This window comes from Streptomyces sp. NBC_01210 (assembly GCF_036010325.1).
Taxonomy (GTDB): Bacteria; Actinomycetota; Actinomycetes; order Streptomycetales; family Streptomycetaceae; genus Streptomyces.
In genome coordinates, this window is the sequence record NZ_CP108549.1 from 6,763,132 (window position 1) to 6,785,944 (window position 22,813).

At 69.7% G+C, this 22,813-nt stretch carries 16 protein-coding genes; 6 read left to right on the forward strand and 10 right to left on the reverse strand.

The window, feature by feature from the left end:
* The first annotated feature begins 354 nt into the window (after positions 1–354).
* Positions 355–1,299: a bifunctional riboflavin kinase/FAD synthetase gene (locus OG735_RS30910; protein ID WP_327326409.1), complete on the forward strand. Its 945-nt coding sequence runs from the start codon at positions 355–357 to the stop codon at positions 1,297–1,299.
* Positions 1,300–1,350: 51 nt separating this feature from the next.
* Here OG735_RS30910 and OG735_RS30915 read toward each other — a convergent pair whose 3' ends face one another.
* From OG735_RS30915 to eccE, 8 genes are all read right to left on the reverse strand, one after another.
* A complete protein-coding gene (locus OG735_RS30915) occupies positions 1,351–2,328 on the reverse strand; it encodes an ABC transporter ATP-binding protein (RefSeq protein WP_327326410.1) in 978 nt (325 codons plus the stop codon).
* Positions 2,329–2,417: 89 nt separating this feature from the next.
* Positions 2,418–3,452 carry an ABC transporter ATP-binding protein gene (locus OG735_RS30920; protein ID WP_442812519.1) on the reverse strand — a complete coding sequence of 345 codons (1,035 nt, stop codon included), beginning with the start codon at positions 3,450–3,452 and terminating at the stop codon, positions 2,418–2,420.
* Positions 3,398–4,318, reverse strand: a complete 921-nt coding sequence (locus OG735_RS30925; protein WP_327326412.1) for an ABC transporter permease — start codon at positions 4,316–4,318, stop codon at positions 3,398–3,400. Before OG735_RS30925 ends, OG735_RS30920 begins: the two co-directional genes overlap by 55 nt.
* A complete protein-coding gene (locus tag OG735_RS30930; RefSeq protein WP_327326413.1) occupies positions 4,315–5,364 on the reverse strand; it encodes an ABC transporter permease in 1,050 nt (349 codons plus the stop codon). The genes OG735_RS30925 and OG735_RS30930 overlap by 4 nt, the downstream gene beginning before the upstream one ends.
* 3 nt (positions 5,365–5,367) lie before the next feature.
* Positions 5,368–7,179: an ABC transporter substrate-binding protein gene (locus OG735_RS30935; protein WP_327326414.1), complete on the reverse strand. Its 1,812-nt coding sequence runs from the start codon at positions 7,177–7,179 to the stop codon at positions 5,368–5,370.
* Positions 7,180–7,349: 170 nt separating this feature from the next.
* Positions 7,350–10,457, reverse strand: coding sequence for an SCO5717 family growth-regulating ATPase (locus tag OG735_RS30940; RefSeq protein ID WP_327326415.1), 3,108 nt, complete (start codon positions 10,455–10,457; stop codon positions 7,350–7,352).
* Positions 10,458–10,742: 285 nt separating this feature from the next.
* On the reverse strand, positions 10,743–11,462 hold the full coding sequence (locus OG735_RS30945) for a hypothetical protein (protein WP_327326416.1): 720 nt from the start codon (positions 11,460–11,462) through the stop codon (positions 10,743–10,745).
* Complete coding sequence (gene eccE, locus OG735_RS30950; RefSeq protein ID WP_327326417.1) at positions 11,462–12,757, reverse strand: type VII secretion protein EccE; 1,296 nt, start codon at positions 12,755–12,757, stop codon at positions 11,462–11,464. Before eccE ends, OG735_RS30945 begins: the two co-directional genes overlap by 1 nt.
* 223 nt (positions 12,758–12,980) lie before the next feature.
* On the opposite strand from eccE, the gene eccB reads away from it, so the two are divergent.
* The 4 genes from eccB to OG735_RS30970 all read left to right on the forward strand — a co-directional run bounded on the left by eccB (position 12,981) and on the right by OG735_RS30970 (position 16,611).
* On the forward strand, positions 12,981–14,522 hold the full coding sequence (eccB, locus tag OG735_RS30955; protein WP_327326418.1) for a type VII secretion protein EccB: 1,542 nt from the start codon (positions 12,981–12,983) through the stop codon (positions 14,520–14,522).
* Between the two features lie 13 nt (positions 14,523–14,535).
* Positions 14,536–15,783: a type VII secretion-associated serine protease mycosin gene (mycP, locus tag OG735_RS30960; RefSeq protein ID WP_327326419.1), complete on the forward strand. Its 1,248-nt coding sequence runs from the start codon at positions 14,536–14,538 to the stop codon at positions 15,781–15,783.
* A 146-nt stretch (positions 15,784–15,929) separates the two neighbouring features.
* On the forward strand, positions 15,930–16,274 hold the full coding sequence (locus OG735_RS30965) for a WXG100 family type VII secretion target (RefSeq protein ID WP_327326420.1): 345 nt from the start codon (positions 15,930–15,932) through the stop codon (positions 16,272–16,274).
* 43 nt (positions 16,275–16,317) lie between these two features.
* Positions 16,318–16,611, forward strand: coding sequence for a WXG100 family type VII secretion target (locus OG735_RS30970; protein ID WP_327326421.1), 294 nt, complete (start codon positions 16,318–16,320; stop codon positions 16,609–16,611).
* Positions 16,612–16,679: 68 nt separating this feature from the next.
* Here OG735_RS30970 and OG735_RS30975 read toward each other — a convergent pair whose 3' ends face one another.
* A complete protein-coding gene (locus tag OG735_RS30975) occupies positions 16,680–16,925 on the reverse strand; it encodes a DUF397 domain-containing protein (protein WP_327326422.1) in 246 nt (81 codons plus the stop codon).
* Between the two features lie 109 nt (positions 16,926–17,034).
* Positions 17,035–20,988, reverse strand: a complete 3,954-nt coding sequence (eccCa, locus tag OG735_RS30980) for a type VII secretion protein EccCa (RefSeq protein WP_327326423.1) — start codon at positions 20,986–20,988, stop codon at positions 17,035–17,037.
* A gap of 194 nt (positions 20,989–21,182) precedes the next feature.
* Between eccCa and eccD the strand changes: the two genes are divergently transcribed.
* On the forward strand, positions 21,183–22,658 hold the full coding sequence (gene eccD, locus OG735_RS30985; protein ID WP_327326424.1) for a type VII secretion integral membrane protein EccD: 1,476 nt from the start codon (positions 21,183–21,185) through the stop codon (positions 22,656–22,658).
* Positions 22,659–22,813: the final 155 nt, after the last annotated feature.

The window sequence follows — 22,813 nt, forward strand, 5'->3', positions numbered from 1 at the left end:
AGACCGACGCCCCGAGCAGGGCCCGGCCGCCCGCGCCGTACTGTTCCCGCTGTTCACCGGCCTGCTGCGCGGAGCGTTCGCGCCGGTACTCGCCGCGTCCGGCCGACGTACTGCTGGAGGAGTACGAGCGCGCGCACCCGCGAGCTTGCGCACCGCACCGGCCTGCTCCTCGTCCGTCCCCCCGAGGGCGAGACCTGCTACGACCGGCGGCTGGTCGAGCCGGCCCGCGAGGTCCCCGACGGTCGAGAGGCTCGGCAGTCCGGTGCCGATGCGAACCGAAGGCGACGGGCATGGCAGTCTTAGACCTGCGTAATCGGCAATCACGTACACAGGTTCGGGCGAGGAGCGGTCACAGTGCAGCGCTGGCGTGGCTTGGAGGACATCCCCCAGGACTGGGGACGCAGCGTCGTCACCATCGGCTCCTACGACGGCGTGCACCGTGGGCACCAGCTGATCATCGGGCGGGCAGTGGAGCGGGCGCGCGAGCTCGGCGTGCAGTCGGTCGTCGTCACCTTCGACCCGCACCCGAGCGAGGTCGTACGGCCCGGCAGCCACCCGCCGCTGCTCGCACCGCACCACCGGCGGGCGGAGCTGATGGCGGAGCTCGGCGTCGACGCGGTGCTGATCCTCCCCTTCACCACCGAGTTCTCGAAGCTGTCGCCGGCCGACTTCATCGTGAAGGTGCTGGTCGACAAGCTCCACGCGTGCGCGGTCATCGAGGGGCCGAACTTCCGCTTCGGCCACAAGGCGGCCGGAAATGTCGCGTACCTGGCCGAGCTCGGCGCGACGTACGACTACGAGGTCGAGGTTGTCGACCTGTTTGTGAGCGGCGAGGCCGGCGGCGGCGAGCCGTTCTCCTCGACCCTGACGCGCCGCCTCGTCGCGGAAGGCGACGTCGAGGGCACCGCCGAGATCCTCGGCCGCCCGCACCGCGTCGAGGGCGTGGTGGTGCGCGGCGCGCAGCGCGGCCGCGAGCTGGGCTACCCGACGGCGAATGTGGAGACGCTGCCGCATACGGCGATTCCGGCGGACGGGGTGTACGCGGGGTGGCTGACGGCGGACGGCGAGCGGATGCCGGCGGCGATCTCGGTGGGCACGAACCCGCAGTTCGACGGCACGGAACGAACGGTGGAGGCGTACGCCATCGACCGCGTGGGTCTTGATCTGTACGGGCTGCATGTGGCGGTGGACTTCCTGGCGTATGTGCGGGGCCAGGAGAAGTTCGACTCGATCGAGGCGCTGCTCGAGGCGATCGCCGATGACGTGAAGCGCTGCCGCGAGATCATCGGCGTCGCCTGAGGACTCCTGTCCGGTGATCCTGGGCCCTGACCCCGGACCACCGGACAGTTTCTAGTCCCGCCCGGCCCAGTGACAGGCCACCTGGGCGCCCGTGGCACTCGCCAGTACGGGAAGGTCCCTCGTACGGCAGCTGTCCGCGACCCCTGCCCGCTCCGCCTCGCCCGACGCCAGCACCTGGCAGCGTGCGTGGAAACGGCAGCCGGGCGGGATTCGGGACGGGTCCGGCGGCTCGCCCGTCAGTACCACAGGCGCACCGTCCGATTCCGGCAGTACCGACAGCAGGGCCTGTGTGTACGGGTGTTGAGGGTTCGTCAGTACGTCCTCGACCGAGCCCGACTCCACGATCCGGCCCAGGTACATCACCGTGACCCGGTCCGCGATGTTCCACGCGAGGCCCAGGTCATGGGTCACCACCAGTGCGGACAGACCCAGGTCGTCCCGCAGGCGCAGCAGCAGCGCCAGGATCTCGCCGCGTACGGACGCGTCCAGTGAGGCCACCGGCTCGTCGGCGACGATCAGCTCGGGCTGCAGAACCAGCGCGCCGGCGATGACGACGCGCTGGCGCTGACCACCGGAGAGCTCGTGCGGGTACCGCAGGAAGAACCGCTCGGGAGGCCGCAGCCCGGCCCGGGAGAGGGCCTCTGCGACGGCCTCGCGCTCGTCCCCGGCGTACCCGTGGATCCGCAGGCCCTCGGCCACCGCGTCGTACACGGTGTGCCGTGGGTTGAGGGAGCCGCTCGGATCCTGGAGCACCAGCTGGACGCGCTTGCGGTAGGTCTTGAGCGCGCGTGAGCCGTAGTCGAGCGGCTTGCCGCCGAAGGTGACGCGCCCCGACGTGGGCGGCACCAGGCCGAGCAGCGAGCGGGCCAGCGTCGTCTTGCCGCAGCCGGACTCGCCGACCAGCGCGACGATCTCGCCCGTGCCGATGTCCAGGTCGACGCCGTCGACGGCACGGGCGGAAGGACCGCCGCGCCGCCCGGGAAACGTGACGTTCAGACCGGTGGCCGAGAGCAGGGGAGTGGTGATCACGGCTGGCTCCTGACGGCGCTGCGGGTCGGGCGAGTACGGCAGGTCGGGAGAGTTCGGTAGCTCGGGCGGGTTCGGTAGCTCGGGCGATGTCACAGCCGCTCCTCCGTTCCCGCCGCGGCGCCCACGCGCACGCATGCCGCCCGATGCCCGTCCCCCGCCGTGGCCAGCACCTGGTCCCCCTCCGCGCACGCGTCCAGCGCGACCGGGCAGCGCGGGTGGAACGCACAGCCGCCCGGCAGCGCCGACGGGTCCGGCGGATCGCCGGGCAGACCGCGCGGCGCCCGGCGAGACGCGGGATCGCCGATGCGTGGGAAGGCCGCGGACAGGGCCTGCCCGTACGGATGCTCCGCCGCGCCGTACACCCTCTGCGCCGGGCCCTCCTCCACGACCCGGCCCGCGTACATCACCGCCAGCCGGTCGCAGGTGTCGGCGAGCACCGCCAGATCGTGGCTGATCATCAGCAGGCTGATGTCCTGCTCGGCGACCAGCTGCTCGATCAGCCGCAGGATCTGCGCCTGGATCATCACATCCAGCGCCGTGGTCGGCTCGTCCGCCACGATGAGCTGGGGGTCGCAGGCGAGAGACATGGCGATCATCACGCGCTGGCGCTGGCCGCCGGACAGCTCGTGCGGATAGGCGTCAGCCCGGGCGGCGGGCAGGCCCACCTGGTGGAGGAGTTCGGCGACGCGCTTCTTCGCCGCTGCCGGGGTCGCCCTCCGGTGCAGCAGGATCGGTTCGGCGATCTGGTCGCCGATCCGGTGCACCGCGTTGAGCGAGTGCATGGCGCCCTGGAAGACGATCGACGCGCCCGCCCACCGCACGGCCCGAAGCCGCCCCCACTTCATGGTGAGGACGTCCTCCCCGTCGAGCAGGATCTCGCCGGTCAGCCTGGCGGATGCGGGCAGCAGCCGGAGCAGGGCCAGGGCGAGCGTCGACTTGCCGCAGCCCGACTCGCCCGCGATGCCCAGCTTCCGGCCGGCCTCCAGGCTGAGATCGACGCCGCGTACGGCGGGCACCGCCCGCGCCCCGGAGCCGTACGTCACATGCAGGTTCCTGACCTCGAGCAGGCTCAACGAGCCACCCCCAGCTTCGGGTTGAGCACAGACTCGATCGCGCGCCCGCACAGTGTGAAGGCGAGCGCCACCAGCGCGATGGCGATACCGGGCGGCGCCAGATACCACCAGTGGCCCGACGAGACCGCGCCCGCCTCCCGCGCGTCCTGGAGCATGCCGCCCCAGGAGACGATCGTCGGATCACCGAGGCCGAGGAACGCAAGCGTCGCCTCGGTCAGGATCGCGCTCGAGATACCGAGCGTCGTCTGGGCGAGGACCAGCGGCATCACATTGGGCAGCACATGACGGCTCATGATGTGGCTGTGTCCGCCGCCGAGCGCCCTCGCGCGTTCGATGTACGGGCGGGACTCGACCGCGATGGTCTGTGCGCGCACCAGCCGTGCCGTCGTCGGCCAGCTGGTCACGCCGATCGCGATGACGACCGTCCACACGCTCCGGGACATCACGGTCGCCAGCACGATCGCCAGCACCAGCGTCGGCATCACCAGGAACCAGTCCGTGATCCGCATCAGGACGGTCGAGAACCAGCCGCCGTAGTGGCCGGCGATGATGCCGACGAGGGTGCCGATGGCCACCGACAGGGTGGCCGCCAGCAGTCCCACGGTGAGCGAGATCCTTGCTCCCCACACCAGCAGCCCGAGCAGTGAACGCCCGAACTGGTCGGTGCCGAGTGGGAATTCACCGCTCGGCCGCTCCAGCGCCGTCCCCGGTGCGTTCGTCACGCTCTGCACATCGGCGCCGACGAGCAGCGGAGCGGCCAGCGCCACCAGCGCGATGAGCGCCAGCGCGCCGAGGCCGAAGAGCCCCGTCCGGTGGGTGCGGTACGAGCGCCAGAAACGCGCCACCGAATCGCGGCGGCGCGCCCAGGAGAGAGAGGACGCGGTCTGTGTGGTCTTGGTGACCGGGGTCGTTGTCATCGGCCCACCCGGGGATCGAGCAGTGGATAGAGCAGGTCGGCGAACAGGTTCATCAGGATCATCGCGCCGGCGAAGACCACAAAGAGTCCCTGGACAAGCGGCAGGTCGGGCACGCTCAGCGCCTGGTAGAAGAGCCCGCCCAGGCCTGGCCAGGAGAAGACCGTCTCGACGAGGATCGAACCGGCCGCCACATGGCCGAGGTTGATGAAGACCATGGTGACGGTGGGCAGCAGCGCGTTCGGAACGGCATGCCGACGGCGTACGACATCGTCCCGCAGCCCCTTCGCCCGGGCCGTCGTCAGATAGTCGCTGCCCATCTCGTCCAGCAGCGAGGACCGTGTCACCAGCAGCGTCTGGGCGTATCCGACCGCGACCAGGGTGGTGACCGGCAGCACCATGTGGTGCGCGACATCGGTGACGTACGCGAAGCCGGTCCTGTCACCGGACTCCATGCCGCCGGTCGGGAACATTCCGGGGAGCGGACCGACGCCCACCGAGAAGGTGATGATCAGTAGCAGGCCGAGCCAGAAGGCCGGCACGGACCACAAGGTGAGCGCCACACCGGTGTTGAGCTTGTCGCCGAGGCTGCCGTGGCGCCACGCGGAGCGGGTGCCGAGCCAGAGCCCGAGCGCCGAGTAGATCATCACGGCGGCACCGGTGAGCAGGAGCGTCGCCGGCACCTTCTGTGTGATCAGCTCGCCGACGGGCGCGTGGAACTGGTACGACGTACCGAGATCGCCCGTCAGCGCCTTGGCGCAGTAGTCGGTGAACTGCTGCCACATCGGCTGGTCGAGACCGAACTGGCGGCGCAGTGTGGCCAGTTGCTCGGCGGACGTCGGCATGCCATGGGTCATGGCCTTCACCGGGTCGCCCGGGATGATCCGGAAGAGGAAGAAGCTGGTGACGAGCACGGCGAGCAGCGAGATCGCCGCGCCGCCCAGCTTGCCCGCCACATAGCGGAGATAGGCGCGTACGTTGCCGCTCGCGGCGCGGGCCTCGGGGACCCGCGCCACTGCGGTGGTGCTTGTCGTGCTCGTAGTGCTCATCGACTATTCACGGTCTTCCGCGCTGGAACGGCGGCGCATCATGACGAAGAGCCCGAGTCCGGCGGCGAGGACGACAGCCGCGCCGATGCCGATCACGACGCCCTTGGAAGCGCCGCTGTCGGAGCTGCCGTCACCGGCGGCCGGCTCGGCCGACCACCAACTCCAGTAGCCGTCCTGACCCCAGAGATTGCCCGCGGCCTCCGGCATCGTCTTGATGGACTTGATCTGGTCGGTACGGTACGCCTCGACGGCGTTCGGATACGCGAGGACATTCATGTAGCCCGTGTCGTACAGCCGGGATTCCATCTGTTTGACCAGGCCGGTCCGCCTGGCGGCGTCGTACTCCGCGGTCTGCTGCGCGTACAGACCGTCGAACTGCTTGTCGCAGATGAAGTTGTCGGTCGCGCCGGTGTCCTTGGGCGTGGCAGGCAGCGCGGAACAGGTGTGGATGGAGAGGACGAAGTCCGGGTCCGGGTTGACGGACCAGCCGTCGAAGGCCAGGTCGTAGTCGCCCTTGACCCACGGGTCGGAGACATTGTCGAGACAGTCGACCTTGAGCCCGACGCCGAGCTCGCCCCACCACTCCTGCAGATACTTGCCGATCGCCTTGTCATTGGGGTCGGTGGCGTGGCAGAGGATACGGAAGTCGAGCGCCTTGCCGTCCTTGTCGACGCGCTTGCCGCTGCCGTTCTTCTTGTAGCCGGCTTGGTCGAGGAGCGTGGCAGCCTTCGCCGGGTCGTACGCGATCTTCTGGCTCGCGTCCGGCTTCCAGAAGTACGACTCGAAGCGCGGCGGGATGTAGCCCTCGCCCTCGACGGCGTGCCCCTGGAAGACCTTGTCGACGATGGTCTTGCGGTCGGTGGCGTGGAAGAGGGCCTTGCGGACGGACGGGTCGAGCAGCGCCGTATGGCCGCTGCCGAAGGCCTTGCCGTCCTTCGACCTGGCGCCCGGGTTGGTGGCCAGGGCGAAGAAGCGGCGGCCCGGCGCGTCGTTGACCTTGATGTTGTCGGCGCTCTTGAGGGCGGTGGCCTGGGCGGGCGTGAGGCCCTGGACGAAGGACACCTCACCCTTCTGCAGCGCGGCGACCGCCGCGTCACCGTCCTTGTAATACTTGAATACCAGCTCGTCGAACTTGGGCGTCCCACGCCAGAAGTCCTTGTTGGGCTTGAGCTTGACGAACTGGTCGACCTTGAAGTCGGTGACGATGAACGGGCCGTTGCCGACGATGGGGAACTTCTTGTCGTTGTTGAACTTCGAGAAGTCGCCGACCTTCTCCCAGACATGCTTGGGCACGATCGGGACGTCGAGCGCCGCCATGGTGGCCTGCGGCTTCTTCAGCTCGATGACCAGTGTTTCGGGGTCCGGTGCGGTGACCTTCTTGAAGTTGGCCGTGAAGCTGCCATTGGCGGTGGCCGCGTTCTCGTCCGTCATCATCTTGTTGAAGGTCCAGGCGGCGTCCTCGGCGGTGGCCTGCTTCCCGTCGGACCACTTGGAGTTCTTCCGGATGGTGTACGTCCACGTCAGCTTGTCCGGGGACGGCTTCCACGCGGTGGCGAGGCCGGGGATCGGGTGGGCGTCCTTGACGTCGTAATTCGTCAGGTACTCGTAGGCCAGTCGGTGGATGGTGGTGCTGACCAACTTCTGCGCCAGGAACGGGCTCAGGGAGTCCACGCTCTGCGAGACGGCGACGGTGAGGACTTTCTTGCCGCCGTCGTCGGCGGCTTGGGCCGAGGGGGTTGCCGAGCCGGTCACCAACAGGGCGGCGGCGCCGGAGGCCAGAAGCAGTCGGATGCGGGGTGGAACCTTTGTGGCCATGGGACGGGAACCTCGCGTCATCAGTCGCTCGGAGAAGGTGAAGCGAAGGTTTATCAGCGGTGGCGAGTTGCGTCAACGATCCGTCAAACCCCGTGTGGGCTGCGGGAATGCAATGAGGGCCCGCACCGTGGAGACGGTGCGGGCCCTCATTGGTTTAGACCTCTGTCGCGCTACTGCTGAGGGGCTGGCGGTGCCTGTGGAGGCTGCTGCTGCGGCCATCCGGCGGGCGGTACGGGCCCCTGCAGATCCGGTTGTCCCGGACCACCCGGCTGGCCCTGCGGACCGGGCTGGACCGGCTGGCCGGGCAGTCCGTGGACAGGTGCGGGCGGAGCGGGGGACTGCGCCTGGGAGGGCAGCGACTGCTGCCAGCCCTGCGGCGGATAGGGCTGCTGACCCTGCGGCGGCTGCTGGCCACCGTACGGCGGCTGCGGCTCCCCCTGCGGGTACGGCTGCTGCGGCGGGTACGGCTGTCCGGGCATGGGCTGTCCGGGGGCGGCCTGTCCGGGCATCGGATGCCCCGGCGCCTGCTGGTGGCCCGGCATCGGCGGGGCCAGGTGCGGCGGCGGGTTGCCGTCCGCGGTCCACAACCCCTGCTGCTGCTGAGCGCGTACGAAGTCCTCGGCGATCAGCGCGGACAGGTTGAAGTACGCCTCACGGGTCTTGGGGCGCATCATGTCGAGGTCGACCTCGGCGCCGGCCGAAAGGTGCTCGTCGAAGGGCACCACGATCACACCGCGGCAGCGCGTCTGGAAGTGCTGAACGATGTCATCGACCTTGATCATCTTTCCGGTCTCGCGGACCCCGGAGATGACCGTGAGGGAACGCTGCACCAGCTCGGCGTACCCATGGGCGGAAAGCCAGTCCAGTGTCGTCGACGCACTGCTCGCACCGTCCACGGACGGCGTCGAGATGATGATCAACTGGTCGGCCAGATCCAGCACTCCGCGCATCGCGCTGTAGAGCAGACCGGTACCGGAGTCGGTCAGGATGATCGGGTACTGCTTGCCCAGTACGTCGATCGCACGCCGGTAGTCCTCGTCGTTGAACGTCGTCGAGACCGCCGGGTCCACGTCGTTGGCGATGATCTCCAGACCCGAGGGCGCCTGCGAGGTGAACCGGCGGATGTCCATGTACGAGTTGAGGTACGGGATCGCCTGGACCAGGTCACGGATGGTGGCCCCGGTCTCGCGCCGCACCCGGCGGCCGAGCGTGCCGGCGTCCGGGTTGGCGTCGATCGCCAGGATCTTGTCCTGCCGCTCGGTGGCCAGGGTCGAGCCGAGCGCGGTCGTCGTCGTGGTCTTGCCGACGCCGCCCTTGAGGCTGATGACCGCGATCCGGTAGCAGGACAGCACCGGTGTACGGATGAGGTCGAGTTTGCGCTGCCGCTCCGCCTCCTCCTTCTTGCCGCCGAGCTTGAAGCGGGCGGCGCTGGAGGGATTGCGGCTGCTCTTGGCCTTCTGCTTGCCCCGGACCAGGCGGTCGGAGGAGAGCTCGACGGCGGCGGTGTATCCGAGCGGGGCGCCGGGCACGGAACGCTCGCGCTGGTCGTGCGTGACGGGCGTGGGCCAGGAGGCACCGGTCCGCGGGTCGGTGGGCCCGGCCTGCGGGGGAGCCTGTGGCTGGCCCTGCTGCGCGGGCAGATAGGGCGTGGCGGGCGCGGGCAGGTTCGGCGTCTGCGGCGGTACGGGCGCGTGTGCTGCGGGCTGCCCGGGCTGCCCGGGCTGGGGGAAGCCGTAGCCGCCGTGCGGGGCCTGTGTATTGGGGCCAGGGACGGCCGGGGGCAGCGGCGCGGCGGGCGCGGGCGACGGCGGCACGGGCTGGCCCTGCTGCGCGGCGTGAAGGGGTGTGGCGGGCGCGGGCAGGTTCGGCGTCTGCGGCGGTACGGGCGTGTGTGCTGCGGGCTGGCCGGGCTGTCCGGGCTGCGGGAATCCGTAGCCGTGCGGGGCGGGCTGTCCCGGCACCGGCTGTCCGTGCTGGGGGAAGCCGTAACCGCCGTGCGGGTTCTGCGCGTCGGGGCCCGGGACGTCCGGGGGCAGCGGCGCGGCGGGCGCGGGCTGACCGGGCCGGCCCTGCTGCGGGAACCCGTAACCGCCCTGCTGCTCAGGAACAAAGGGAACGGACGGGGCCGCCGGGGCGGATGTCTGCCACGCGGGCGCGGCCTGAGGACCGTTCTGCGCCGGCAGCTGAGCCTGCGGTGGGGCGGACTGGTCGTTTGTCTGCGCGGATACCGGCCACTGCGGCGCGGACGTCGGTGCGGCCGGCTGGAAGGCGGGCGGCAGCGGCGGCAGTCCGGTGCTCTGTGCCGGGGGCGTCGGGGACCACGGCTGAACCGGCGCGGGCGCGGGCGGAGCGTCCTGGGGTACGGAGTCGGCCGGGGCGGCGTCCTGGGGTACCGAGTCGGCCGGGGCGGCGTCCTGGGGTACCGAGTCGGCCGGCTCCTGGGCCGGAACCTCCGCGTCCGCCGGAACTTCCGCGTCCGCCTGGGCGGCCTCGTCACGGGGCTCGGCGTCGTCTCCGTCGGAGTCCTGCGGCTCGTCGCCGACCGAGTCCGCGGTGTCATCCGCGGAGGCGGCCTCGGACGCGTCGGCTTCGGTGGCACCCGCCGGAGCCTCGCCCTGAGGTTCGGCTTCGGCCTCGGCGGAATCGTCCATTACGCCCTCCGGACCAGTGCCGGAGCCAGAACCAGTGCCGGAACCAGTGCCGGAACCGATACCGGAGCCGGACTCCTCCGTCTCCTTGGCCGCGGCCCGCTCCTCCATCTCGCGCTTCAGCGCGGCCGGGGAGAACCGCATGGTCGCCCCGCTCTCGATATCGCCGCCTCCGAAAGGCTGCGGCGCGGGCTGGGCGGCCGCCTCAGCAGCCGGAGCCGGAGCCGGCTGCACAGCAGCGGGCGTGGGCGCAGGCGCAGGCGCAGGGGCAGGGGCAGGAGCCGGTGCAGGAGCAGGCGCGGGGGCAGGCGCCGGGGCAGGAGCCGGCACGGGTGCCTGAACCTGTGCCGGAGGAGGCGGCGGCGTCGGCGCCCAGCTCGGCTCGAAGCCACTGCCCGCGGGCAGCCCCGGCACCGCAACCGGCGGACCGTTGGGCGGCGCGGGAGGAGGCGTGAGCCCCTGCTGACCCGCACCCCCGCTCGATGTATCGCCCGACGCGTTCTGCGTGTACCAGGCCGGCGGGGTGTAGTCGATGGTGAACTCACCCGTCATCTCGGCGGGCTCCGCGTCGGACTGATCATCGACGGGAATGTTCCAGCCCCCGTGGATCTCGTCCCGATCGCCGTTCACTTTGCCTCCTGGTGTGGTCGAGCACCCTTGTGCCGTGGTGGGTGGGGGCGACCTGTTCGTCCGATCGACCCGGCTCTCCCCCTGTAGGACGCGGCCAACATGCCCGCAGGCTCTTCTGCCGTGCCCTGTCCCACCCTAATCGTCAACAACCTCGGTACGTCAGGCCCGACCACGCGTCGGCGACTGTCCCGTACGTCACGCGCTGCCCCCAAGTGAACCGAGTGCGGCAGAGCGTAAGAAGTCGATAGGTCAAAATGGTACAACTGCATACGGACTGATGGCTGCTCAGTCCATCCGGCGAGCGCTGCCCAACAATCCGGTCTCGGCGTCCGTGGCCTGCATCATGACGAACTGCCGGTCCCGCGCAGTGCACCAGAGCGTGACGCCGTCCGCAAGAGTGGACAGCGCCTCGGTCTCGGGCCGCGGGAGATGCATGATGCGCCCGATCTGCGCGGCCTCGTCCGGCGAGACGCGCTGTATCCCGACCAGACCCGACTTCTCCATCAGCCGCGGTGCCACCGGGCTCAGATACGGCAGCAGCGTCACCACCGACTGCCAGGGACCCGAGACCACCCGCCCGCGCGGTGGCCGCATCCCGCAGTCCCGTACCACCACGACCGGACTGCCGGCCGAAGCGCCCTGCGGCGGCACCCGCCCCACATCGTGCAGCGATATGCACTGCTGTCCGCCGCCCGCCGCCTGGGCCAGCGTCGTCCAGGCGTGCGCCCGGCCCGTCTCCACGGTGACCCGCGCACCCGTCGCGGCCGCCCGCAGCGCGAGCACCTGCGTCGTCCACAGGCCGCCGATCAGCGTGACGTCGTACGCCGTGGGGCGGTTGATGCCCAGCACCGCGGGCTTGTTCTCGGCATCGACGCCGACGATCACTCCGTCGTCGCCGACCGGCAGCGCCAGCGAGGACAGTTGGTCCATCGAGAGCGCATGCCGGTCCCGGCGCGGTCCGATCAGTCCGAAGCCGATACGAGGCTTGGCGGCAGGCACAGACATCAGCGGGCTCCCCCGAGCGGCAGTGTGGCGAGCATGCCGGGCAGCTGCTCACGGTCGAGCCGCACCAGCCCGGTCTTGACCCCGCGAGCGGCGCGCTCCAGTTCATGGCGCGCGGCGACCAGTTCCTCGTCGCTGCGCCCCGTGATGCGGACATGCCCGCTGACCGTCACGCCCTGCCGGTCGCCGTGCCCCAGCGTGAGGCTGAAAGTGGTGGCCAGCGCGGGGATGGAGGTGAGCAGGGCGACGAGCTGCGGCATCGGGGCCCCGCCGCCGCCCAGTTGGGGCCAGCGGCTCACCCAGTACGTGGTGTGGCGGCGGTCGTCGACGCGCCAGGTGCGCGAGGTCTCCTGGGTGCGCGACGCGGGTGTCTCCGCCCGGCTCGCCTGTGCGTTGGCCATCGGGCTGGCGCAGGAGGAGGTGGCGATGGCCGCCGTCAGCTCTTCCTCGGTCAGCACGGTGGCCCGGAATCCGGCGCCGGTCAGCCGGCTCGCCAGCTGGTCGGCGGTCCGCACGAGGCACTTCTGCGCGCCATCGAGGCCGCCGCCGCGCGCCGCCACCGCTTCCGGGCAGAGTTCAGGGTCGAGCTTCAGCGCGATCCAGGTGATCCGTATCGCGGGTGACCCGGTCTGCGCCTGCAGCGGTGCGTAGTTGCGCGCGGCGACCGACTGCTGCGGCAGATGCGGTGCGGGCGCGGGCTGGGTGTGCTGGACGATCTGTGCCGACTCCAGCCGGATGCCGTCGACGTCGAGCACATCGCGCAGCAGAGCCATTGGCAGCGGCCTGGCGGTACGGTCCGGCCGCAGGGCCGTGGCGTCCGACTCGACCTGCAGCACGGCCGTCAGGAAGGTCCCGTCGCCGATCATGCCCACCGGTCGCCGGTCGCGGTCGCTGTACGTGTACGTCCGCAGAGCGGGGTCGCACTCGACGGCGGGCGCGAGCCCCGGTTCCGTATCGGGCGGGAGGACCAGCGATGCGGCCCTGCGCCTGCGCGCGCGGAGGGCGAAGACGGTGGCGAGCCACTCGGGCATCGAGCGCCGGTGCCTGCGCAGCAGGGCCAGCAGCACCAGCAGCGCGGCGACCACAAAAGCGGGAACCAGCATCAGCGGATCGATCACCCAGGCCACAAGGAGCAGCGCCGCGGCGATCTCGATCAGTACGAGCTGTTGCAGTCGGAACGAACCGAAGTGCCCTGGCCGTGCCTTGAGTCGGGGTGCCGCCGGTCCCTGGGACGGTGTGGTGGGTCGTACTGAGGCCTGCCCGTGGGGTGCCGGCCGCACCCGCGTCGCGGAAGCCATTAATCCGCCACCCCCCAGTTCATTAGGCCCCAATTCATCCCGATCACCCCTGTCCGGCCCTGTGCAGCAAGGCTCCTGGCGGTTGGATCACCCTACCCGCCCCACAACCACCGTCGATCAACAGGCATAGTAGGGGGCCGGTCCGACAACGAGGGCCCGGGGACCGTGCTCATCACAAAGTCCCCGCGGGGAGAATCAGTGCCTTCTTTACCAATGGGGACTCATGGCATCACGGCGGGATGAGCTCAACGCGTACACCTTTGCGAAGAAGCGCACGGTGGCGGCATTCCTCCAACCGTCCACCACGGGTACGGAGGAGGGGGCACCGCGCCCGATGCGCGCCGTCGTCCCCAGCATCATCGTCGGTGCGCTGGTCGTGGCGGGATTCGGCGCCTTCGGCATGTTCAAGCCCGTGGCTCCCAAGGACTGGGCCCAGCCCGGCACCAAGGTGATCGTCGGCAAGGACTCCACCACGCGCTATGTCGTCCTCGCCACCGGCAAGGGCAAGAACCAGAAGGTCCTCCTCCACCCCGTTCTGAACCTCGCGTCCGCGCGACTGCTGCTCACCCCCCAGCAGTTCAAGGTGATCCAGGTAAGCGACGACATCCTGGACTCGGGCAAGCCCCCGCGCGGCCCGATTCTCGGCATTCCGTACGCACCCGACCGACTGCCGTCCGCCAAGGAGGCCGCCGAGTCCAAGCGCTGGGCGGTCTGCGAGCAGCCCGGCGGCGGTAAGGGCGGCACCGTGCAGAAGGCGACCTTCGTCCTGGGCGACCGCGATATGAAGCGGACCGAGGGCGAGCAGCGCCTCAGCGGTGGCCAAGTCCTGTACGTCAAGGGCCAGAACGGGCTGCGCTACCTCGTGGACGCCGGCGGCACCAAGTACCTGGTGCGCGGCAGCCAGAGCGATGCCGGGTTCCTCACCCGCGCCCTGGTCGGCAGCAAGGAGCCGCAGTCCGTCACCGACGACTGGCTGGCGACGCTGCACGACGGCACCCCGGTCGACTTTCCCGCCATCCCCGGCCAGGTCGGCGCGAGCGCGGGCATCGGCGGCGGGCTGACGAGCGAGCAGGACCAGGTCGGCATGGTCCTCCAGGCCCAGACCGGCTCCGGGCCGCAGCACTACGTCGTGCTGCCCGGCAAGGTCCAGCCGGTCTCCGACTTCACCGCCTGGCTGCTCATCAACTCCCCGCAGACCGACAAGCTCAACATGCGCGGCGAGGCGGTCAGCGTCGACGCGGCGTCGTTCGCCCCGGAGAGTGACTTCTTCGGCGCTCAGTACCACTGGCCCTCGCTCAGGTCGAAGCAGGTCAACTCCCGGGGCGGCGACCGCGACACCGTCTGCAGCGTGCTGCGCAAGGTCGACGACAAGGGCCGTACGACCCTGTCCACCTGGGCCGGCTCCGAGTACCCCGCGGAGATAACCGCAGGCGGCACCAGCACCTATGTCACCCCCGGAACCGGTCTTCTCTACACGCAGGTCCAGGGCAAGCAGACCAAGCCCGACGGCTCGCTCTTCCTGGTGACCGACACCGGACTGCGGTACGCCGTCCAGGCGAACGGCGACAGCGACGCGAACCGCTCCGACATCGGCACGGGCGACCAGCAGAAGCAGCAGGACGGCCGGCCCGAGCCCAGCCAGGCGCAGATCCGGCTCGGATACGAGAAGGTCACTCCGACCCTCGTACCGATCAACTGGTCGGAGTTCCTGTCCAAGGGACCCCGGCTCGACACCAACAGCGCGCGTCAGCCGCAGGGTTCGTAGGGGAGTGCGACCGATGCTGCACCTGCGCAGGAAGACCGCGCTGCTGACCGCCGCGGCGGCGCTGACGGGTCTGTCGGCCGTGTCCCCGGCCGCATGCGCCGACGAAGTCCCGCACCAGCTGGGCATCAACGGCAGCGGCGAGTGCACCTTTCCGATGAAGCAGCAGATCGAGGGGATCCCCTGGCCGCTCCAGCGGGTGCTGCTCGACGAGTTGTGGCAGGACACCAAGGGCAAAGGCGTCCGGGTCGCGGTCATCGACACCGGCGTGGACAACGCCAACGTCCAGCTCAAGTCCGCCGTCGACGCCTCCGCGGGCAAGGACCTCCTCAAGCCCGACAAGAACAGCCCGAGCGACGACAAGCGCGGCAAGACCGACGGCACGGTCGACGAGGTCGGCCACGGCACCAAGGTCGCCGGGATCATCGCTGCGCGTCCCCGCAAGGGCACCGGCTTCGTCGGACTGGCGCCCGAGGCCACGATCATCCCCATCCGCCAGAACGACGAGAAGAACAGCGGCAACGACAAGACGATGGCCACGGCGATCGAGCACGCCATCGCCAAGGGCGCCGACGTCATCAACATCTCCCAGGACACGACGAAGCCGCTCTCGCTCGACTCGACCCTCAACAAGGCGATACAGCAGGCGATCCAGAAGAAGATCGTCGTGGTCGCCTCCGCCGGCAACGACGGTATGGACGGCAAGCTGAAGGACACCTACCCCGCAGCGTTCCCGGGCGTTCTCGCCGTCGCCTCCTCCGACCGCAACAACGAACGGGCGGTCTTCTCGCAGGCGGGCGGCTTCGTCGGCATCGCCGCCCCCGGAGTCGACGTCGTCTCCACCGTCCCCGGCAACGGGCAGTGCGTCGACAACGGCACCAGCTTCTCCGCGCCGTACGTCGCCGGTGTCGCGGCGCTGCTCAAGGCCAAGTACCCCGGCTGGACCGTGCCGCAGATCATCGCGCAGATCGAGCAGACCGCCGAGCGCAGCATCAACGGCAAGGACAGTTTCGTCGGTTGGGGTGTGATCGACCCGGTGCGCGCGCTCAGCGGCGACGGCCGTCCGATCGACGCACCGCACGCCGACCCCGGCCCGCCGAAGCCGCCCGCGCCGGAGCCCGCCCATCTTGCGATGACCGAGACCGCTCAGGAACGCAAGGAGCGGTACGCAACCTACGCGTTGGGCATCGGCGTCGTACTGGTGGCAGTGGTCGCGGGGGCGGCAACGGTTGTCCGGGACACCCGGCGCAAAAGGGCCCAGTGAGCCAAGTCTCCATACGGGACTTTGCAGTTGGAACTGTCGTATCAAGTGGATAGAGTGGCTATAGGACTCAGTGAGAACTGTGTCCGTACGGGGGCGGCATCCAATTGGCTTCCGTCTACAGCACCGTCGTAGGAAGAAGGGCACAGATGTCGAAGCAAGACCTGAAGGTAACCAGTTCCGATATTACGGGGCTGTCAACCAAGATCCAGAACTTCCAGGACAATCTGCGCGACCGCATCAAAGACCTCAACCGAGTGGTCGACCTCATTCAGGGTGGCTGGAAGGGTGCGGCGAGCGCGCAGTACGACATCACGCAGTCCGAACTGAACCGGAAGCTTTCGAGCGTGCAGCGCGACCTCGAGAACCTCCAGAACCTGGTGAAGATGAGCGCCGACGGCTTCGACGAGCAGGAGCGGGAACGCATGTCGTCGTTCGCCAAGATGGAGAACGCTCACACCAAGGCCAACGAGAGCGCCATTCTCGGCATGTGAGCCGTCTGCCCCGTTCGCTGAACTTCGTCACCAGGAGTAAAGAATGACCATGGAAGTCAACTACGACACAGTGACGCAGGCGGCTCGCGACACCACGAAGACCGCCTCGGACCTGAATGAACAGCTCACCACCCTGATGACCCACGTCAGGGGCGTCGCAGGCGGCTGGGACGGTGAGGCCAAGGAGGCCTATGTCGCGATCCAGGCCCAGCTCTCCGCCGACATGGACGGACTGACCACGGACCTGCACACGATCGCGCGCCTGCTCAACGAGTCCGTCGTGGGCTACACGGACACGGACAAGGGCAATGCCGCCCGTTTCCGGATGATGCACTGACGAGCGTCCCGCACCGCACAAAGGGGGGTTGCCCGCACCAGCGGGCAACCCCCCTTGCGTGATGGCAGTTACTTGAGGTCGAACTCGCCGTCACGCGCGCCGAGTACGAACGCGCGCCACTCGGCCTCCGTGTACCGCAGCACCGTCTCCGGCTCCAGCGACGAGCGCATCGCGACCGCCCCGCCCGGCAGATGAGCGATCTCGACGCGCTCCTCGTCCTTGCTCGTGCCGGGCGCGCTGAGCCACTCCACACCGGAGATGTCGAGGGCGTACAGCTCTTCCTTCTGGCGTTCCTTCTCGCTTGCGTCAGCCATCGGCGCGGTCCCTCCCAGGTGCGATGAACGAGGTGCGCAACCACACTACTTGGTGCGTCCCGGGAGCCTTGACGGCTGCCGGGACGTGCCGGATGTGTGCCTCGAGGGACTACTGATCCGGCAGCCAGCCCACCTGGACCAGCGGTGCGCCCCGCTTGCGGGACACGAAAGTGCCACGTCCCGGCGGCATCGGACGCGCCCGGACATTGCCGAGGATGTCTCCCTCGCCCGGGTCGCCGGAGAGGATGACGCCCTGCGCGCCCAGCTCCTTGATCCGCTGCATGAACGACTCGTACATCGCCCGTGAAGCTCCGGCCGCACTGCGCGCGATGATGAAGCGGATGCCGACATCACGCGCGAACGGCAGATTGTCCACCAGTACCGACAGCGGATTGCCGGAGTTGGTGGCGACCAGCTCGTAGTCGTCGATGAGGACGAAGAGCTGCGGCCCGGTCCACCAACTGCGGTCGCGCAGCTGCTGCGGTGTGATGTCCGGCTTCGGCGCGCGCTTGCCCATCACCGTGTTGATCGCGTCCATGTGCATTTCCATCGCGGACGTCATCGGCGCGTACTCCAGCAGATGGGAGGCCGGTACGGCCTCCAGCATCGTGCGCCGGTAGTCGCCGACCACGATCCGTGCCTGCTCCGGGGTGTAGCGCTCGGAGATCTGCTTGGCGATCAGCCGCAGCAGCGCCGTCTTCCCGGACTCGCTCTCGCCGAAGATCAGGAAGAACGGGTCGCTCTCGAAGTCGACGAACACCGGCTCCAGGTTGGTCTCGTCGATGCCGATCGCGATGCCGTGCTGCGGATACTCGAAGCCCTTGGGCAGCTCCTCGGCGGGCAGCCGGCGCGGCAGCAGCCGGACGGCCGGCGCCGCAGGCCCCGCCCAGCTCCCCTTGACCGCCTGCACAAAGGCGGCCGTGCCCTCCGACAGATCGCCGGAGCTGCTGATCGAGTCGATACGAGGCAGAGCCGTCATGAAGTGCAGCTTCTCCGGCACCTGGCCACGGCCCGGCACGCCGGCCGGGACGTTCGCCGCGACCTTGCGGTCGAACTCCGAGTCCATGACGTCACCGAGCCGCAGCTCCAGCCGCCCCAGCATCTGGTCCTTCAGCGCCGCACGTACCTCCATGTAGCGGGCGGCGGTGATGATGACATGGATGCCGTAGCCCAGGCCGCGCGCCGTGAGATCGGCGACGACCGGCTCCAGCATCTCGTAGTCGTTCTTGAAGCCGCCCCAGCCGTCGATGACCAGGAAGACATCCCCCCAGGCCTCGCCGGGCAGCTCGCCGGCGGCGCGCCTGCGCCGGTAGGTGGCGATGGAGTCGATGTTGTTGGCGCGGAAGAACTCCTCACGCCGGTTGAGTACGCCCATCACCTCGGCGACCGCACGGCGCACCCGCTCAGGGTCGAGCCGTGAGGCGATACCGCCGACATGCGGCAGGTCGGAGAGCGAGGACAGACCGCCACCGCCGAAGTCGAGCGCGTAGAACTGCACTTCGGCCGGGGTGTGGGTGAGCGCGAACGAGGAGATCAGCGTCCGCATCAGCGTCGACTTGCCGGACTGCGGACCGCCGACGACCATCATGTGGCCCGCCGCTCCGGAGAAGTCCCGGTACAGCACCTCGCGACGCTGCTCGAAGGGCTTGTCGATCAGGCCGAGCGGGACGGTGAGACCGCCCGGACGCGTGTACTCGGTCGCGGTGAGACCGCGGTCCGCGGTCGGCGCCAGACCGGGCAGCAACTGGTCCAGCGTGGGCGCCTGGTCCAGCGGCGGCAGCCACACCTGGTGGGCGGGCACACCCTGACCCTCCAGCTTGCGCACGATCACATCCAGCACCGTGTCGGCGAGCGCCTCGTCCTCGGCGGCGTTGGCGGCGGCCAGCGCGGCGGGATCGGGTGCCGCGTACACCACCGGCACCGGAGTCGCGGTGAAGACCACGGGCCGCCGCTCGATGGGCAGCTGGCCCACCGACAGATCCGGACCACTGGTGCGGTACGTGCCGGAGACGTACGCCGCCTTGAAGCGGGTCATCTCGTCCGTACCGAACTTCAGATAGCCGGAACCGGGCACCGACGGCAGGTGGTACGCGTCGGGCACACCCAGCGCCGTGCGCGACTCGGCCGCCGAGAAGGTCCGCAGACCGATCCGGTACGAGAGATAGGTGTCGAGGCCGCGCAGCTTGCCCTCCTCCAGGCGCTGCGAGGCCAGCAGCAGATGTACACCCAGCGAACGGCCGATACGGCCGATCTGGATGAACATGTCGATGAAGTCGGGCTTGGCGGTGAGGAGTTCGGAGAACTCGTCGATGACGAGGACGAGCGAGGCGAGCGGCTCCAGCGGGGCTCCCGCCGCGCGCGCCTTCTCGTAGTCGTGGATGTTGGCGTAGTTGCCCGCCGAGCGCAGCAGCTCCTGCCGGCGCTGCAGTTCACCGCGGATCGCGTCACCCATGCGGTCGACCAGTGTGAGGTCGTCCGCCAGGTTGGTGATCACGGCCGCGACATGCGGCATCTGCGACATTCCGGTGAAGGTCGCACCACCCTTGAAGTCCGCGAGGACGAAGTTCAGCGTCTCCGACGTATGTGTGACCGCGAGGCCGAGCACCAGGGTGCGCAGCAGCTCCGACTTACCGGAACCGGTGGCGCCGACGCACAGACCGTGCGGGCCCATGCCCTCCTGCGCGGCCTCCTTGAGATCCAGCATCACCGGCTGGCCGTCCTCGCCGACACCGATCGGCACCCGCAGCCGCTCGGCGACCGACCTCGGCCGCCAGGTGCGGACCACGTCTATGGACGCGGCGTCCCCCAGGTTCAGCAGATCGGTGAAGTCCAGGTTGGCGAGCAGCGGTTCGTCGTCGTCGCCACCGCCCATCCGCAGCGGCGCAAGCTGACGTGAGAGCGCCTCGGCGGCCGGCAGCGAAATCCCGTCAGGCACACCCTCGTACGCCACCCGTGAACCGGACTCGAGACGCAGCCGCCCGGGCCGTACGACCACCGAAAGACCGCCGCGCGGCTCGTCCAGATCGCCGGAGACGACCTCGACGATGGTCACGCCCTGCAGACCCTCGGCCGCCGCGAACAGCGAGTCCGGCGGCACCATCCCGCCGTCCAGTACGACAACGATATGCGGCTGGTCCAGGACCGGCTGGTTCTCCCGGCTGAACCGCGGCCGCCCGTCGAGTCGGCTGTGGAGCAGCTGCTCCAGCTCACCGAGGTCGTCGCCGAACAGCCGCTTCGTACCGGCGCCGTCCACCTGACCGAACACCTGCGTATGCGGCAGCCACTTCGTCCAGTCCCAGCGCGGGACGGCTCCGGGCGCAGCCACCACCACGACCATCAGGTCCTCGGGGGAGTGCAGTGTCACCAGCTGGGAGACCAGCGCCCGCGCCGTGGACTGCGCCGACTCCGGCTCACCGGAGACCGTCACGTGGTAGAAGGCGCGGATCGAGACCGCCATCGGCAGCCCGTCCAACGAGCCGTGCACCGCGAGGAACTGCTGCATCGCACCGGCCGAGAGCGGCTCCAGCTCGTCCACCGGGGCGGTGTCCGGCGCTACGAGCGGCGTGGCCAGCTGCTGCGCGCCGAGACCGATGCGTACCTGCCCGAAGTCGTTGTCGCCCACGCGCCGTTCCCAGACCCGCGAGCCCTCGGCCACCACGGACCAGAGCTGCTCGGGTGAGGGGTGCAGATAGAGCTGGGCATCGCGCTGCTTGCGCGCGGTCTTGCGCACCGTACGCCGGGTCTGTGCGAGGTATTTGAGGTAGTCGCGGCGGACATCCGCCATTTGCCCCTGCGTACCCTTGCGGAACCTGACGATCTGGGCGACGACCATCCCGACGGTCGAGACCAGCATCATCACGCCCATGATGCGCATGAACGGAGGCGCCTGCGGCGAGAAGAAGAAGACCACCGAAGAGCCCATGCCGAGGACCGGCAGGATCTGCATCAGCATGCCCTCCTGCTGACCCCGCGGCAGCTCCGGAGGTGCCTCCAGAGCCAGCTCCTCCGTGGGCACTTCAGGCGGCAGCGACCTCGGCGGGCGTTTCACGACGATCTGGCTCACCGGAGCATCAATCCCTTGATACGGACGGAAGACGGACGGGCTGATTCCGCACCGGCGCCCCCGTGACTGCCTTTGCTGCGGACTTCCCTCCGCGCGACGGTGATCCTACTTGCAGGCCCCTTCCCCGTGTCCCGGTAGGGTGTCGCGCGCACCGTGCGCAACCGCGAATCAGGGCGAACCAGGGGGTCCAGACAGTGAGTACGACCGCAGCGACCGGCTTCTGCCGCGTCACCGTCGTGGCGCCGGACAGCCGAATCGATGTTGCCCTCCCGGAGGACATCGCCGTCGCCGACGTCTACCCGGAAATCCTGCGTCTGACCGGCCAGACGCAGTCCCCGGGCGCCCCGACCGGCTACCACTTGGTACGCCGCGACGGCACCGTACTCGAGGGCGCCCGCTCGCTCAGCGCCCAACAGGTGCTGGACGGCGAGGTCTTGAGTCTGCGTCCCTTCGCCGAGTCACTGCCGCCCGCCGTCTTCGACGATGTCTCCGACGCCGTCGCCTCCGCGGTCACCCGCGACCGCCATCTGTGGAGCGACGACCTGCTGCGCGGTGCCGGCCTGGTCGGCGCTGTCCTGCTGCTCGTCCTGATGGGCTTCGTGCTCTGGTTCGCCGACCCGGTCCGCCACGACATGCACAGCCTGCCGGGCATCATCGCGGGCGCGGGAGGTCTGCTGCTCACCGCCTTCGCGGGCGTACGGGCCAGGGTGTACTCGGACCGCGCCACCGCCGTCGCTCTCGGACTCGGCGCCCTGCCGCTGCTGCTCATCGCGGGCTCCGGAATCATCGGCCCGGACGCCGGTGCCGGCCCCGGCCGGCTTCAGTTCCTGCTCGGCTGCGTCACCGTGCTGGTCGCCTCGGTCGCCCTGGTCGCGCTCACCCCCAGCGGCGACGCCCCCTTCGTCGCGGCCACCTTCCTGGGGGCCACCGGCACCCTCGCGACGTTCCTGATGATCCTCACCGAGGCCGCCGCCACCGAGACGGCGGCCGTCGTCGCCCCGGTCGCCATCGGCCTCGTCGCCTTCCTGCCCGGCCTCTCCGCCCGCTTCGCCCGGCTGCCCATCGGCTACGCATCCCCGCGCAGCGCAGCCGAGGGCTACGACGACTCCTTCGCCGACCCCCACGAGACGCCCGAGGCCCAGCCCGTCGACGCCGGGCGGATCGCGGCCCAGGCGCGCCGCGGCCACGAGATGCTGCTCGGCCTGGTCGGCGGCTGCGCCGCTGTCGTCGTCGGCTGCGCCGCCGTACTCGGCTTCTCCCACAGCATCTGGGGTCAGTTCCTCGCGCTGGCAGCCGGCCTCGCGATGCTGCTGCGCGCCCGGCTCTTCCGCTACACCTCGCAGGTCGCCTGCACCCTGGTGGCGGGCATCGCCGCGATCGCGCTGCTGGTCCTCGGCCTCTCCCTGAACCCGCCCGTCGACCTGATCAAGGACCTCCTGATGTACGGGGACCGAGGCGGCCTGGACATCCGTACGATCTGGCTCACCGCTGCCGTCGCCGCCGGCGCGGCCGTGATCACCGCGATCGGCCTGGTCATACCCAGGAAGGGCCTCTCGCCCTTCTGGGGCCGGCTGCTCGACCTCACCGAGAGTCTGGTGCTGCTCTCGCTGGTCCCGCTCTGCCTCGCCGTACTCGACATCTACAGCGCGGCCCGCTCGCTGACCAGCTAGGAGCACCCGCCGGAGGCGGCGGTGGCACTCGCCGGAGGCGCCGCCGCGGGCTGGTACGCTGTGTGACGGCCGTTTGTGTACGCGACCTCCGGAGCTTCTCTGAAACTCTGCGGTCTGCGCTCATCGGACCTTCGCCTCCGAGTCACGGAAGCTCC